This window comes from Paenibacillus sp. J22P15 (genome assembly GCF_056269345.1).
The window spans coordinates 210,578-225,638 of record NZ_JBWDNT010000001.1 but is presented as its reverse complement, the minus strand read 5'-3'; the positions used below and the strand labels follow the sequence as shown (position 1 = coordinate 225,638).

Here is a 15,061-nt window from a genome sequence, read left to right as displayed (position 1 = left end):
GCTATTCGCCGCCTTTTCTAGCTCTTTCCGAAATGTCGTAAATACTCTCCGCCAGATCGGTAAACAATATGCCGTTCAAATGGTCGACTTCATGCTGGAACGCACGCGCGAAGTAGCCCGATGCTTGAACCGTGAACGTCTTTCCACTGCTGTCTTGCCCTGTAACTACGATACGTTCAGCGCGCAGCACATCACCATTTAGGTTAGGTATGCTCAAGCAGCCTTCAGGACCAAGCTGCTCCCCTTCTTGCTCTACGATGACCGGATTTACCATCTCAACCAAACCATTCTCATCGCCTACATCAACAACGATTACCCGTTTTGAAATGCCGATTTGAGGCGCTGCAAGTCCTACTCCCTCTGCATCGTACATCGTATCAGCCATATCCTTTAAAAGCTTTTGCAAATTCGCATTAAACTTCGTTACTTCCTTAGCCTCTTCCCGCAATACCGGATCAGGGTCTTTCACAATTATACGGATACTCATAGTATTCCCTTCCTTTACGTTCAATAAAATAGTAATAGCTATTTATAATATAACTTGTGGATCTACGTCAATACTGAACTGCACCTGTCGCTGCGGCGGCCCGTCTGTGAATGGGATGAGCGCCTTGCGTACAATGGCCGAAGCATCGATACTCCCACGATATTTTATCACACATTGAAATCTGTAGCGATCTTTGATTCTCGAAATCGGTGATGCAACAGGCCCAAGTACCTCAAGTGCTCTACCAAATCCACTGCTCAGTGGAATAAGCACACCTTCATGTTCCGCCAATTCCCGCAGCTCAGAAGCGAAGCGTTCGCTAATTGATGACAACAAAGGCAACTGTTCGTGTGACATCGTAACGAGAATAAGTCTGCAATATGGCGGATACCCCATTGCACTGCGATGTCGCAGTTCTTCACTTACAAAAGCTGCGTAATCATGCTGCTGTGCTGTAACTACCGCATAATGCTCAGGGGCGTACGTTTGAATAACAACCTCACCTGGCAAATGATGCCTTCCTGCACGGCCTGCAACTTGTGTAAGCAATTGAAACGTTCGTTCCGCAGCGCGAAAATCAGGCAAATTCAGCGATGTATCCGCAGCGATAACTCCAACTAAAGTAACGTAAGGAAAATCAAGACCTTTCGCCACCATCTGCGTGCCCAGAAGCACATCCGCTTTCCGCTCTCCAAACTGTTTAAGAAGCTTTTCATGCGAATTTTTTTCTGTAGTCGTATCGACATCCATCCGAATTACCCGAATACCCGGGAACAGCTTCGACAACTCCTCCTCTACACGCTGAGTGCCCGTTCCAAAATAACGAATATGCTCGCTTTGGCAGGAAGGACAAGTGGTTGGCGCTTGCTCGGCATGACCGCAATAATGACAGCGCAGCGCCCTTGACTTCTGATGATAAGTCAATGAAATATCGCAGTGTGGACATGCGGCTGTATAACCGCAAGAGCGGCACATAACAAACGTGGAATAACCACGTCTATTGAGCAGTAAAACGGACTGTTCGCCGCGCTCAAGCCGCTCTGCCAGCGAGGTGTGCAGCAGACGACTAAACATCGAACGATTGCCTTCCTTCAGCTCCTCGCGCATATCGATAACAGCAACTGGCGGAAGCGGTCTGCCTCCCACGCGGATTGGCATCGGCAGAAGCGCGGGTTCACGCCCTTCATCTCGTGCAGTTAGCGGTCTGCTCGCAGCAGCAAAGGATTCTAATGAAGGCGTTGCAGATCCAAGCACAACCGCCGCTCCATGCTGCTTTGCTCTTCTTACAGCAACATCACGAGCGTGATATTTTGGACTCTCTTCCTGTTTGTAGGACGATTCATGCTCTTCATCAATTATAATAAGCCCAATTCTTTCAAAAGGTGCAAAAATAGCCGAGCGTGCTCCAATAGCTACCTGAACCTTACGGCTGCGAATTTTTCGCCATTCATCATACCGTTCTCCATTTGAAAGTCTGCTGTGCAGCACTGCAACCGCGTCTCCAAACCGCCCTTTGAATCGTTCCACCATTTGAGGAGTCAGCGAAATCTCGGGGACGAGCACGATTGCTTGCTTCTGCTGCTCCAAGCAAAATTGGATCGTTTGTAAATAGACTTCGGTCTTTCCGCTTCCTGTTACGCCATGCAGAAGCATTGTCTGAGGTTCGCCCGCATCCACTGCTCTGACTATACGATCATACACATCCATTTGACCCTCTGTAAGCTCTAATGGAGTTGTTCGTTCGAACTCCCTGCCCGCATAAGGATCACGCTGCTGCTCCACCTCTTGCAGAACGAGCAGCCCTTTCTCCGCCAGCGAACGAACACTTGCCGCAGAACCCCCAGCAAGAGCAAGCAGCTGTTGAAGTGCGAGGGGGCCGCCATGCTCCAGCATAAAAGCAAGAACTTCACGCTGCTTCGCAGCACGAGACGGTAAAGCTTCCATTTGGGAACGAACAGCCTCCACATCATCTGGCAGGAATACCGTCAGCACCTTACGCACAGCTAGTCGGTCTTTAATCGAGGTATGCTCAACCAGCACCCCTTCACGGAGTGCATTCTTAACGATCTCGGCATAATCAGGAAAACGCTCCAGCAGCAATTCAAGCTTAACCAGCTGTCCGCTGGAACCTAGCCATTCCGTCATAGCTGGCGGGAGATCCTCCATTGCAGCCTCTTCGTCTTGAATCCCGACAAGCCGTTCAGCCTTCCCTTTCAAGGCTGCTGGTATCATAGCCTGCAGAGCCGTTGTCCACGAGCAGCAATATTTCTCGCTCATCCATTTGGCCAGCTCTATCAGATCTGGCAGCAACGGCGGGAGATGATCCAACAGCTCAGAAATGGGCTTTAGACGGTTTATAGCCACATCTGTCGTCTCTGCCAACTGTGTGACAAAGCCTTGTAAAACTCGTCCCCCGAAGGGAACGCCAACGCGGCTTCCTACCTCAATCCAGTCTTCAAAGACTGTAGGCACCTCATAGTCAAACGGCCGATCCGTCTGGCGGCTCGGCACGTCAACAATTACTTTAGCAATCATTAGCCGTTCCCTCCAGAAGAATCAAGCCGCTCTGCAATCAATTCCAACAAGCGACCGGCAACCTCCCGCTTAGACAAAAGCGGCATCTCCTGAACGAGTCCATCAGAACCAAAGACCTTCACGATATTTGTATCACCGTTAAAGCCGGCTCCGTCCTTGCTTACATCATTAGCCACGATAAGGTCACAGTTCTTTCGGCGCAGCTTGTCCATCGCGTAATGCTCAATCTGCTCGGTTTCTGCAGCGAAACCAACAAGAAATTGCTGCTGCTTGCACTTCCCAAGCGTTTCCAAAATATCCGTCGTCCGCTCTAACTCAAGCACAAGCTTCTCGCCGTTTTTCTTCATCTTCTGATCGCTCACATGCGCTGCTCGGTAATCAGCTACCGCTGCCGATTTCACAACAATATCCATTTGATCATAAATGCTTGTTACAGCTTCCAGCATTTGCTGAGCAGATTCTACACGTATGACTTTAACACCTGCTGGCGGAGCAACCGATGTACGACCTGCAACCAAAGTTACATCCGCTCCCATCATCTGACCCGCCTCAGCAATTGCAAAGCCCATCTTACCGGACGAATCATTCGTTAAATACCTCACGGGATCAAGTCGCTCAATCGTTCCTCCTGCAGTTACTAGCAGCTGTTTTCCTTTTAGCTTACCGCTTCTGCCAAACCACGATTCGATCGCAGTTACGATATCTTCCGGCTCTGCAAGCCGCCCTTTAGCAACATAGCCACAGGCTAGTTGGCCTGTTCCAGGCTCAACAAACATCGCGCCGCGCGAAGCGAGCAGCTCTAGATTGTTTACAACGGCAGGATGTTCATACATATGTACATTCATCGCTGGAGCAATAAGTATCGGACAAGTAGCAGCGAGCAGCGTAGTGCTCAGCATGTCGTCAGCATGGCCTCCGGCTAGCTTAGCTAACGCATTAGCAGTAGCCGGAGCAATTACGATCAAATCTGCTTGATCAGCCAAATGAATATGAGAAACAACCGCAGGATCTCTCTCATCGAACGTATCGATATACACTGGATTACGAGATAACGTTTGTAACGTGAGGGGTGTAATAAATTTCGTAGCTGATTCTGTCATAATAACGTGCACATTCACGCCTGCCTGCACCAGCTTGCTGCATAATGCTGCACCTTTGTAGGCTGCTATTCCGCCGGTAATACCGAGTATAATCATTTTCCCTTTTAACATGGTGTATCTCCCGTCAAGCGTAAACGGCTGACGCCGTCCTTTGGCGGCAATAGCTCGTTTCACGATGAAATATAAGCTGCGTATTCTTATGTTCTATTTATCTTGTTAATATTTAAAGTGTATACGGCAGTAGCCGCTGCTACCAATCCTTGCGTTCCCTTAAACTTGTAATTTGGGCAACATGGTGTTTGCCATGCCAAGCAACAAATCCTAGAAAATAAGCCAATCCTATTTGACTGCCCTTCTCCGGATGATAGAACATTTTCTCGAAATCAGAAGCGTTCATCGAACGCAGCAGCAGCACCCAACGTGCATAGATTCCTTCTACGATCGCTAAGCTAATGTCTGGTGAGGCTTGCAGGCTGTCTGCGGATTCTGCCCAACGTTCCTGGTTAAAAGGTTTAATCGTCGGATTAGACTCCGTAAGGGCAAGTTTGAAGCGCGAGAAGCTGTTCATTGAAGCATCCGCAAGATGATGTACAACCTGACGCAAGCTCCAGCCGCCACTGCGATAAGACGTGTTCAACTTGTCATCGTCCAAATCTGCCAATGCTGCTCTAAGCTGTCCCGGGAGCTTCTCCATCTCTACTATCCACAGTTCTCGCTGTTTAACCGTCATTCCGTCGAACGAGTACCTACCAATTGGATAACGTAATTTGTCCATTCCGTTCCCTCCTGTTCATTCGTCCCTACACCTACAAACACTCCTTCTATCATACCATATACGGCATCAAAATCTAACTCATCTGTTTACATTTTGGGCGATCATTTATGCTTTATTTTAACTTTTGCTGACCGCTTCTTGTCTTAACTGATGGGCTATCTTGTACAGCTCGGCAATATCCGATCTCCCTATTCCCTCAAACCTGCTTACAGCTTCCTCTATCTCTACGACATCTACTGCCACAACTTGCTCACCATCAGGCGGATTGAGGGGCGCTCCAACAAGTTTAACCTCCCCATAACCAACCAATCTCACAAAATGCGGATGCGGGATATGCGGTCTGTATGGTTCAGTTGCGGACGAGTGGCATTTGAAGCATCCGAACAACGTGTACGACACCAGCTCTGCACCTAGCTCTTCCTTCACTTCGCGCACAAGGGCATCCATATAATGTTCCTGCGGCTCCAATGTGCCTCCTGCAAGCTCCCATCTTCCATCGTCAAGCTTCATCACGACATATCGATCGCCAACCGTAGGGATGATACTAATGTTGCTGATCGAAGCTTCCGGAACTTCATATTCAAATGAGAAGCAATTCTCAACGAAGCCCCATACGATACCTTTCGATAATACCGGGTAAGATTGCAAAGTAATGTTCATTTTAATATACGTCCTTATCATTTATTTAAGATTAAAGAACTCAAGCGCTCCCATAGATATAAGAATAATGACAAACGTGATTAAAAAACCGATAACAAAGTTCGCTAGTCCAGAACGTCTGTTTTTGGGTCTATCATTGATCTGCTTGATGCGTTCATCCAGCTTGCTCAAAGATTCCTTAATCTCACGAAGCTCCTGCTCGTTTGCCATATTTCTCAATCCCCTCGAATATCCTCCACTGGTTTATGGAAATGCCGCTTCACAAATTAAAATATTCCAATTAAACGTGTTTATCAATAATATGCTTATTCTCTTTGATTTCTTTCCTTAGCATTTGAATCTCCGTGTTAAGCATCTCCATCTGCTTCGTCCTTCACTTTTGAAAAGAAAACGGAGTGTAATACTGTCGCCAGTACACACTCCGCTGAAGCACTTACTATAATGTTAATTGTACTTAATCCTCTTTTGTTGCTAGGTTTTCTACTTGTAGAATTTCACCGTAAATTTCTTCAAGAGCAACACCGACATACTTACGGGAGCGCGGGTTTTTAAGCTCTGACTTGTCACCGTTGCGAAGCATGCGAGCGCGCCTCGAAGCTGCTACGACAAGCGTGTATTTACTGTCAACTTTTTTCACCATTTCGTCAATGGACGGATATAACATCGTTCATTCTCCTCACTCATACTTTCTCAATTGCTGCGACCATTCCCGAAACGTAAGGTTGATATCTTTCCCTGCGGCAATGCTCTGCAATCATTATGCTGCGAATACGATCGCATGCAGCATCTATCTCATCATTCAACACCGCATAGTCGTAGTGACCGAGCAAATTCATTTCCTCTACAGCCACAGACATGCGATTATTGATCGTATCCACAGTTTCCGTACCACGTCCGGTAATTCGCTGCTTTAGCTCATCCAAAGATGGTGGCAATAAAAATACGAAGATACCCTCGGGAAACTTTTGTTTCACCTTAAGCGCTCCTTGTACTTCGATCTCCAAAATAACATCCTTACCGCTCTCTAAAGTACGTTCAACGAAATCACGCGGTGTTCCGTAGTAGTTACCAACATATTCAGCATGCTCCAGAAGTGCGTCACGCGCAATCATATCCTGGAACTGCTCCCTGCTTTTGAAAAAATAATTCACGCCATCTTCTTCACCCTGACGCGGTGTTCTAGTCGTTGCCGACACCGAATACACCAGCTCAGGCACCTTGTTGCGGAGAACGGAACAAACCGTCCCTTTGCCAACCCCTGAAGGGCCGGACAATACAATTAACAATCCCTTATCCATATTACTCCCCGTACTATTCGTCGTTATCGTCGTCCTTAGTAGATAATCGGTGCGCCACTGTTTCCGGCTGAACTGCCGATAAAATCACATGATCACTATCTGTAATAATAACCGCACGTGTGCGACGGCCATATGTAGCATCAATCAACATATGTCGGTCACGCGCTTCTTGAATGATCCTCTTAATCGGAGCCGATTCAGGGCTTACGATTGATATAATGCGGTTTGCTGATACAATATTACCAAATCCGATATTAATAAGTTTAATAGCCAAGCCACGTTCCTCCTCCGCCGACGGTCTTCCCAGGTGCATCTGTCTGCAAATGTTCAAATACTCTTTTATATTTAATAAATGTGAATACGACAAGTTCGCGTTCTTGTCAAATACCGACAGAACTACTGCACTATTGTTGACGAAAAAAGTGCCGGACATACTTCTATTGCAGGCTGCAACATCAATGACAGCGCCCTGCTAGCAGTTTGTCCTAGCCACGTAAAACAAGTGTGGCATCTGTGTCCATGTTTTATTTTAATTGATTTTTCACGAACGAACAAGCCAAAATGCGAAAACAAGCAAAAAAAGGCTGTTTTCGCATCTATTCTACCATATTTAGCTATATACGTTCTGTCTTCTGCCAAACATACTCTGTAAGCTGAACACCCATATCATAAAACATAAAAGGAGTAATTAAATATATGCCTTTAAAATGCGGTAATGCCACATCCAGCAGTTCCTTCGCGATTTGTACACCTTCCGCTCGTCCTGCTTCACCTTCAAGGCCTGACATACGCTGGCGAACCTCATCCGAAAGCTGAATGCCTGGCACCTCGTTATGCAAATATTCTGCGTTACGTCCGCTAGCTAGAGGCATAATTCCGATAAAGACTGGAACCGAAAGATGTTTAGTCGCCTCTGCCATTCGTTCGATCAAACTCGGATCATAAACAGGCTGCGTCATAATATAATCTGCGCCCGATGCAATTTTCCGCTCAAGTCGTTGGACAGCCTTGTCCAAATGCTTCACGTTCGGATTAAATGCGGCGCCAACAACAAATTTCGCTTTTTGCTTAAGCGGTTTGCCAGAGAACGCCGTTCCAACATTCAACTGCTTGATCATGCGAATCATTTCAAATGAAGTAAGGTCATACACCGAGCTGGAATCCGGCAAATCGCCGAACCTAGCAGGATCTCCTGTAACGGCCAGCACATGATCAATGTCGAGTGCATCGAGTCCCATCATATGAGACTGCGTACCGATCAAGTTGCGATCCCGGCAAGCGATATGCACAAGTGGACGAATGCCCACTTTCTCCTGCACAAGTGCTGCGAGCGCAATGTTGCTCATACGCGTAACAGCAAGAGAATTATCCGCCATTGTAACTGCATCCGCTTTTGCTTCTTTGAGCGCTGCTGCGCCCGCCATAAATTTACGGATATCCAAATCACGTGGTGGATCAAGCTCAACAATGACCGTATGACGATCTTTAACAAGCTCTACAATATTGGGCTCCTGTATCGACGGTTTCTTAGGAGCTGTCTCTAATGGTTCAGTTGGTTTATCAACCGGCTTTATGATGATCTTTTCTACTGTAGCCGCACCTGCAGCTGCTTGTACGATTTGCGGGATATAACCATCGAGCGCCTCTGCAATAGCCTTGATATGCTCTGGCGTCGTACCACAGCAGCCGCCAATCAGCCTTGCTCCACGATCAGCGAAACGTAACGCTGTCTCTGCAAAATATTGCGGTCCAGCAGAATACGTATATTTACCATCAACATAGTCTGGTATACCAGCGTTTGGATATACCGATAACGGTAATCCTATCGGTCCAGTAATCGAGTCGATAGCACTCATAATACCGTTAGGACCGCTGCGGCAATTAAATCCTACGATATCAGCGCCCTCTTCTTGCAGTTGATCGAAGGCTCCCTTCATGCCATTTCCATCCTGTGTACGGCCAACATCCTCTACTGCGAATTGACAAATAACGGGCAAGTTTGTCGCCGATCTGGCAATTCGAAGCGCAAGCAGCATTTCATCCAAATCATAGAAAGTTTCAAGCAGAATCCCGTCCACGCCTTCGTCCAGCAAGGCATGCATTTGACGCTGGTAAGCTTCAATTACTTTGGCTGTACGCAAATTTTTCAGCTTGCCGTCACGTATGGAGCCGACAGCACCTACTACATAAGCGTCGTCGCCAATTGCTGCACGCGCAGCACGAACACCTGCACGGTTAATCGCATCCATATCGCCATCTAAGCCATATTTGGAGAGCTTCTCCAAATTGGCTGAAAACGTATTCGTCTCGATAACACGTGCGCCCGCTTCATAGTAACGCCGGTGAATGTTCTCAATTACATCGGGACGAGTCGTATTTATTTCCTCATAAGAAACACCGACAGGGAACCCCATCTGATACAGATAGGTTCCCATCGCGCCGTCCCCGGTTAAGATACGCTGCTTGAGCGCTCCCCTCAAATCCGGTTTCATTATATTCATTCCACCCATCTTACTTTGCTCTTAAAATGTGCCGCAAAATGAAACTGCAGCGGGACCTGACATATAAACGTGATTATCCGATTCGTTCCATTCAATCAAGAGATCGCCGCCTTTGAGTGACACGGTTGCCGTACGATCCGTTTTGCCATTCAATACGGATGCTACCACTGTAGCACAAGCGCCAGTACCGCACGCTAGCGTAGGGCCTGCACCGCGTTCCCAGACGCGCATGTCAGTATGAGTACGGGAATTAACCGTCACGAACTCTACATTGATTTTACGAGGAAATAATGGATGCGTTTCAAGTTTCGGACCCCAAGTGCTTAGATCAAATTGTACCGCATCATCAACATAGATGACACAGTGAGGATTACCCATCGATACAGCGGTAAATCGGAACTCATGACCATCCACCTCAATTGGGTGTTCAATGACCCGTTCAGCATCGATAGTTGTCGGTACACGAAGACCATTAAGAATCGGTTCTCCCATATCTACACGTACAGATGACACTTCTCCACCCTGAACAGTGAGCTGTACCGTCTGAGCACCTGCGCCCAACGTTTCGATTGTAATTTCTTCTTTATCGGTTAAACCATTATCATACACATATTTAGCCACGCAGCGAATAGCATTGCCGCATTGCTCCGCTTCAGATCCGTCGGAATTAATAATGCGCATACGGAAATCAGCGATCTCCGAAGGCAAAATATAGACAAGACCATCAGCTCCGATTCCAAAAAACCGGTTGCAAACCTCGATCGCCAAATCCGCTACATTCTCAGGAAGCTGCCGCTCGCCAGCAACGACCACAAAATCATTTCCCAATCCGTTCATTTTCGTAAAATTCATCTGAATGCCCTCTCCTTGCATATCGCTAGGTATGATAAAGCTAGAATTAATTCCTAATAGCATACCGCAAAGCAAGGAGAAAGGCTATTCATAATTTGTATCATCATTTGCATTTTTTTGTTATCTTGCCGCGGTTTGCGGCCCTAATGGCCATTTCGATTTGCCCTTATTTTTCTTGGAAGTACCGAACACGCTGCCAACTCCCATTAAAAAAGTCGGAATTCCTGCTGCTACAAAGACAAGACACCACTCACGGAAGTTAAGCGGAACCGTTTTGAAGATTGGCTGCAGGGCATCGATATATAGTACACCAATCATCAGCACAAGTGAAGACAATACTGCAAGTACCAAATATTTATTTTGGAAAGGATTGCGGTGAAAAATAGAACGTGAGCTTCTGCAGTCGAATACATGTATAAGTTGAGCCATGACCAAGGTAGCGAAAGCTACCGTTTGCGCCTTCATGAGATGCGCTGCATTGTTGGGACCTTCCTGAAGAGTAATCCAGAAAGCGCCAAGCGTACATACTCCGATCAAGATGCCTCGACTAATAATTTTCCATCCAAGCCTGCGGGAGAAGATGCTCTCCTTTGCTGCACGCGGCTTTTGCTGCATCAAATCCTTTTCCGCCTGATCGACGCCGAGTGCCATTGCCGGCAGCCCGTCCGTCACAAGATTGACCCACAAAATTTGAATCGGAACGAGCGGAAGCGGTAATCCCGCCATCATCGCGAGAAACATTACGAGTATTTCACCTACGTTTGATGCTAATAGGTAGCGGATGAATTTTCGGATATTTTCGTAAATACCTCTTCCTTCTTCAATAGCAGCTACGATGGTCGAGAAGTTGTCATCGCTCAGCACGAGCGCAGACGCCTCCTTCGAAACATCCGTCCCGGTTATCCCCATGGAAATTCCGATATCAGCCGCTTTAATTGCCGGTGCGTCATTAACGCCGTCCCCTGTCATGGCAACGACATGCCCTTGGCGCTGAAGCGCCTTGACGATACGCAATTTGTGCTCTGGAGATACCCGTGCATAGACATAAATATTGTCAACGAGGCGATCAAGCTGTTCGTCGTCCATCGCTTCCAGCTGTCTGCCGCTCATTGCGATGCCCCCGCGCGGCATAATGCCGAGTTGATTAGCAATTGCTTCAGCTGTCAACTGATGATCTCCAGTGATCATCACGGTTTTAATTCCTGCACGTCTACAGCTTGCAATTGCTTCTTTCACTTCGCGGCGCGGCGGATCGATCATACCCGTCAAACCAACGAAAACGAGCTGATTTTCCACATCTTCTTCCGTTTCGCAAGCATCGGCAGCCCGCAAATCACGATAAGCAAGACCGAGTACTCGAAGAGCGGATTGCGCCATAAGCTCGCCCGCTTCCGCGCATTTACGCTTAAGAGTCGCAGTGAACGGGACTACCTTGCCTTCCCACAGTACATAAGTACAATGATCCATCAACAAATCAGGAGCTCCCTTGGTGCAGATAAGACGTCCGCCTTGGTGCGCCACAACGACCGACATACGCTTGCGCTCCGAATCAAACGGAAATTCCTTCTCCCGTTTATAGTGCTGTTCCAAAGATTTCGCGGAGGAACCAAGCTTAGCCGACAGAACTGCTAGCGCACCCTCCGTTGGATCACCTTTAAGCACCCATTCCTCAAAAAACTCCTTGTTTCTGCGCTTGCCCGTTTCTAATACTTCCGCCTTTGCCAGCTGAGCGTTATTACATAAAGCGCTAACTTGGAGGAGCCGTTTGATCGACAAATCATGTTTAATATCAAGAGCATTTCCAGCTTCGTAAATGGCGCCATTAGGATCATAGCCCTCGCCGCTTACTTCGAGCTGCCTTCCGCCAATCCATACGTGAGTAACGGTCATTTTGTTTTGTGTCAGGGTCCCTGTTTTGTCTGAGCAAATTACCGATGCGCAGCCAAGCGTCTCAACGGATGGAAGCTTGCGAACGATTGCCTTACGTTTGATCATGCGCTGCACGCCAAGTGCGAGTGCAATGGTCACAATAGCTGGTAACCCTTCTGGAATGGCAGCTACTGCTAAGCTCACACCAGCAAGGAACATGCCGTACGCTGGCTGACCATGTAAAATCCCTGCAATAACAACCATGACCGTCAAAGCTATCGCCACAACGATCAAAATTTTGCCCAGCTGCTCTAACCGATGCTGCAGCGGTGTCTCCATCGATTCGGTCTGCTGGATCAGACCCGCAATTTTGCCCATCTCTGTATCCATGCCTGTACGAATAACAACCGCCCGAGCAGTTCCCCTTGTGAGCATCGTACCCATGAAGCCCATGTTTCGCTGGTCACCGAGTGGCAGATCCTCTTCCGCTATCGCTGCAGCATGCTTGCCGACAGGCACAGATTCACCCGTCAAGGCAGACTCCTCCACATAACAGCTGTTCGCTTCGAGCAGCCGAACATCGGCTGGAATGCGGTCGCCGCTTTCCAAATAAATAAGGTCACCGGCAACAAGGTCCTTAGCAGGGATCGTCAACAGATCCCCTCCACGAATAACTTTTGCCGTCGGAGCGGATAATTCCTTAAGCGCACGTAAGGAACGCTCCGCCCTAAATTCCTGAACGAATCCAAGTACAGCATTGAGCGCAATGATAGCCACAATCGTAATCGCATCTAAATATTCACCTAGCAAGCCTGAAATCAAAGTTGCGCCCATCAGCACGAGCACCATAAAATCTTTAAATTGATTCAGAAACAACAAAATCGGTGAGACACGCTTGCCCTCAGACAATTCGTTTTTACCATTTTCCTCTAGACGCTGCGCCGCAGTCGACGTTGTCAGCCCTTGATCTGGGGAGCTGACTAATTTTTCAATTAGTTCAATTGTCCCCATTTGATGCCACTTCTTTTGTTCCATGGTATAACTCCCTCCCGTAATATGCCGGGCCAAGCAGCAAAGATACCGGCCCTTCGGACAGCCTTTATAGGGTAAATGTATTCGGACAGCCTTTAAAATATCCCATAAAAGACTTAAGTTTTTGGCTCAACTATGGCATGATAGAGAAAGACTTACAAAGGAAGCGAGGAACACGAGACCATGGCATTAGACGGCATCGTCACCTATGCAATAACGCATGATCTACAGCGCTGTGTTGGAGCGCGTATACATAAGATTCATCAACCTACCAATCATGAGCTGGTTTTTAGCATTCGCGGAGCTGGTATGCAGGGCAAGCTGCTCTTGTCCGCCAACCCAACATACCCTCGTGTGCACTGGACTACTGGCACATACGTCAACCCTATGGAAGCGCCTATGTTTTGCATGCTGCTTCGGAAGCATTGTGAAGGCGGAATGATCGAGTCCATTCGTCAAGTCGGACGGGAACGGATTATTCATATTGAGGTAAAACATCGGGACGAGCTCGGCGATTTATCGAATAAAACTATCGTTGTGGAAATAATGGGACGTCACAGCAACATTATTCTGATGGATCCTTCAACAGGACTTATTCACGACGGCATTCACCATGTAACGCCTGCGATAAGCAGTCATCGTATCGTATTGCCTGGCAGCAGCTACGTTTCACCGCCTGAACAAGGCAAAATAGACCCGCTGGCAATCGTAAACGAGCAGCAGTTTTTGGACGCGCTTAGCGATACCGATGAAACTGCACCGCTTTATAAGCGGATGGTGGACAAACTAAGCGGCTTTAGTCCTTTGCTTGCTAAGGAGCTTGTTCATCGTTCACAAGCAGATTCGCTTCCGATTGATGAAGACGGTTCACAACAAAGCATTGCTGCCATTTGGAGCAGCTTCTCAAGCTTTATGGAGCAAGTGAAGAAGGATCAATATACACCAACTATAAAAACAAATCCGGAAACCGGAAAATCATTTTTCTCACTTACAGAGCTCACTCATATTGATGGTGAAGAAACGATATTTCCGGACATTAGCGCTTGCCTTGAAGGATTCTACGGAAACAAAGCAGAGAGAGACACGGTTAAGCAGCGTGCTGCCGACCTCATCCGATTCGTTCAAAATGAAAAAGCCAAAAACATTTCAAAAATCAAAAAGCTTGAAGATACGCTCGTAGAAGCGAAGGATGCTGAAAAATATAGAGTGCTGGGCGAGCTTCTAACAGCCTATATGCATCAAATGAAGCGTGGCGATACGACAATTGAGCTTGTCAACTTCTACGATGAGGAGCAGGCAGTAGTAAAGATTGATCTTGACCCCCATCTTACTCCTTCTGACAACGCACAGCGTTATTTCCGCCGGTACACGAAGCACAAAAACAGTCTATCCATCGTCGCAGAGCAAATGGAGCTCGCTCGCAATGAAATTCAATATTTTGAAACGCTGCTGCAGCAAGTGGATAACGCTTCACTTGGCGATATTGGCGAAATTCGCGATGAGCTCGTGGAGCAGGGCTATATGAAGGAACGCGGACGGCGTGGACCAAAGAAGAAAAAAGTGCTTAAGCCAACCTTGCTTTGCTACACTTCTTCGGAGGGTGTAACGATGTATGTCGGCAAAAACAATACACAAAACGAATATTTAACGAATCGGCTTGCATCGCCTTCTGATACTTGGCTTCACACGAAGGATATCCCTGGTTCGCATGTCGTTATCAAAGGCGGGGACTTTGGCAATGCAACACTAGAAGAAGCTGCCATGCTATCTGCCCATTATAGTCAAGCTCGTGACTCCAGCTCGATTCCAGTTGACTATACAACGATACGGCATGTACGCAAGCCAAGTGGTGCTAAGCCAGGTTTTGTCATCTATGACAACCAGAAAACATTGTTTATTACACCGGACGAGCGACGCATTAAGTCGCTCGCGTGTCAGTTGAAATAGTCCCA

The 15,061-nt window shown here is 47.4% G+C and carries 13 protein-coding genes; 1 reads left to right on the top strand and 12 read right to left on the bottom strand.

The window, feature by feature from the left end; translation table 11 throughout:
* Position 1: 1 nt before the first annotated feature.
* The 12 genes from def to AC0YN6_RS00980 all read right to left on the bottom strand — a co-directional run bounded on the left by def (position 2) and on the right by AC0YN6_RS00980 (position 13,112).
* Positions 2-487 (bottom strand): peptide deformylase, encoded by a 486-nt coding sequence (gene def / locus AC0YN6_RS01035; protein WP_475744482.1) that lies wholly within the window; start codon positions 485-487, stop codon positions 2-4.
* Between the two features lie 42 nt (positions 488-529).
* Positions 530-3,022 (bottom strand): primosomal protein N', encoded by a 2,493-nt coding sequence (priA, locus tag AC0YN6_RS01030; protein ID WP_475744481.1) that lies wholly within the window; start codon positions 3,020-3,022, stop codon positions 530-532.
* Positions 3,022-4,233, bottom strand: coding sequence for a bifunctional phosphopantothenoylcysteine decarboxylase/phosphopantothenate--cysteine ligase CoaBC (gene coaBC, locus AC0YN6_RS01025; RefSeq protein WP_475744479.1), 1,212 nt, complete (start codon positions 4,231-4,233; stop codon positions 3,022-3,024). Before coaBC ends, priA begins: the two co-directional genes overlap by 1 nt.
* A 139-nt stretch (positions 4,234-4,372) precedes the next feature.
* Positions 4,373-4,897, bottom strand: a complete 525-nt coding sequence (locus AC0YN6_RS01020; protein ID WP_475744478.1) for a YfiT family bacillithiol transferase — start codon at positions 4,895-4,897, stop codon at positions 4,373-4,375.
* Positions 4,898-5,014: 117 nt separating this feature from the next.
* Positions 5,015-5,557, bottom strand: coding sequence for an NUDIX hydrolase (locus tag AC0YN6_RS01015; protein WP_475744476.1), 543 nt, complete (start codon positions 5,555-5,557; stop codon positions 5,015-5,017).
* Between the two features lie 21 nt (positions 5,558-5,578).
* The gene (locus tag AC0YN6_RS01010; protein WP_475744475.1) at positions 5,579-5,767 is read right to left on the bottom strand and encodes a hypothetical protein; all 189 of its coding nucleotides are present in this window, start codon (positions 5,765-5,767) and stop codon (positions 5,579-5,581) included.
* Between the two features lie 244 nt (positions 5,768-6,011).
* Entirely contained in the window at positions 6,012-6,221 is a 210-nt protein-coding gene (gene rpoZ / locus AC0YN6_RS01005; protein ID WP_475744474.1) for a DNA-directed RNA polymerase subunit omega, read from the bottom strand.
* Between the two features lie 16 nt (positions 6,222-6,237).
* Positions 6,238-6,855: a guanylate kinase gene (gene gmk, locus AC0YN6_RS01000; protein ID WP_475744473.1), complete on the bottom strand. Its 618-nt coding sequence runs from the start codon at positions 6,853-6,855 to the stop codon at positions 6,238-6,240.
* Between the two features lie 13 nt (positions 6,856-6,868).
* The gene (remA, locus tag AC0YN6_RS00995; RefSeq protein WP_005548256.1) at positions 6,869-7,129 is read right to left on the bottom strand and encodes an extracellular matrix/biofilm regulator RemA; all 261 of its coding nucleotides are present in this window, start codon (positions 7,127-7,129) and stop codon (positions 6,869-6,871) included.
* A 340-nt stretch (positions 7,130-7,469) separates the two neighbouring features.
* Positions 7,470-9,347 carry a bifunctional homocysteine S-methyltransferase/methylenetetrahydrofolate reductase gene (locus AC0YN6_RS00990; protein ID WP_475744471.1) on the bottom strand — a complete coding sequence of 626 codons (1,878 nt, stop codon included), beginning with the start codon at positions 9,345-9,347 and terminating at the stop codon, positions 7,470-7,472.
* A 30-nt stretch (positions 9,348-9,377) separates the two neighbouring features.
* A complete protein-coding gene (gene dapF, locus AC0YN6_RS00985; protein WP_475744469.1) occupies positions 9,378-10,208 on the bottom strand; it encodes a diaminopimelate epimerase in 831 nt (276 codons plus the stop codon).
* Positions 10,209-10,328: 120 nt separating this feature from the next.
* On the bottom strand, positions 10,329-13,112 hold the full coding sequence (locus AC0YN6_RS00980) for a calcium-translocating P-type ATPase, SERCA-type (RefSeq protein WP_475744468.1): 2,784 nt from the start codon (positions 13,110-13,112) through the stop codon (positions 10,329-10,331).
* 180 nt (positions 13,113-13,292) lie between these two features.
* Here AC0YN6_RS00980 and AC0YN6_RS00975 point away from each other — a divergent pair, with 180 nt between their 5' ends.
* Positions 13,293-15,056, top strand: coding sequence for an Rqc2 family fibronectin-binding protein (locus tag AC0YN6_RS00975; protein ID WP_475744467.1), 1,764 nt, complete (start codon positions 13,293-13,295; stop codon positions 15,054-15,056).
* Positions 15,057-15,061: the final 5 nt, after the last annotated feature.

What these genes read in the sequence shown, in the direction of transcription:
- def (WP_475744482.1), bottom strand. Translation starts at nt 487, where the DNA reads ATGAGTATCCGTATAATTGTGAAAGACCCTGATCCGGTATTGCGGGAA.
- priA (WP_475744481.1), bottom strand. Translation starts at nt 3,022, where the DNA reads ATGATTGCTAAAGTAATTGTTGACGTGCCGAGCCGCCAGACGGATCGG.
- coaBC (WP_475744479.1), bottom strand. Translation starts at nt 4,233, where the DNA reads ATGTTAAAAGGGAAAATGATTATACTCGGTATTACCGGCGGAATAGCA.
- AC0YN6_RS01020 (WP_475744478.1), bottom strand. Translation starts at nt 4,897, where the DNA reads ATGGACAAATTACGTTATCCAATTGGTAGGTACTCGTTCGACGGAATG.
- AC0YN6_RS01015 (WP_475744476.1), bottom strand. Translation starts at nt 5,557, where the DNA reads ATGAACATTACTTTGCAATCTTACCCGGTATTATCGAAAGGTATCGTA.
- AC0YN6_RS01010 (WP_475744475.1), bottom strand. Translation starts at nt 5,767, where the DNA reads ATGGCAAACGAGCAGGAGCTTCGTGAGATTAAGGAATCTTTGAGCAAG.
- rpoZ (WP_475744474.1), bottom strand. Translation starts at nt 6,221, where the DNA reads ATGTTATATCCGTCCATTGACGAAATGGTGAAAAAAGTTGACAGTAAA.
- gmk (WP_475744473.1), bottom strand. Translation starts at nt 6,855, where the DNA reads ATGGATAAGGGATTGTTAATTGTATTGTCCGGCCCTTCAGGGGTTGGC.
- AC0YN6_RS00990 (WP_475744471.1), bottom strand. Translation starts at nt 9,347, where the DNA reads ATGAAACCGGATTTGAGGGGAGCGCTCAAGCAGCGTATCTTAACCGGG.
- dapF (WP_475744469.1), bottom strand. Translation starts at nt 10,208, where the DNA reads ATGAATTTTACGAAAATGAACGGATTGGGAAATGATTTTGTGGTCGTT.
- AC0YN6_RS00980 (WP_475744468.1), bottom strand. Translation starts at nt 13,112, where the DNA reads ATGGAACAAAAGAAGTGGCATCAAATGGGGACAATTGAACTAATTGAA.
- AC0YN6_RS00975 (WP_475744467.1), top strand. Translation starts at nt 13,293, where the DNA reads ATGGCATTAGACGGCATCGTCACCTATGCAATAACGCATGATCTACAG.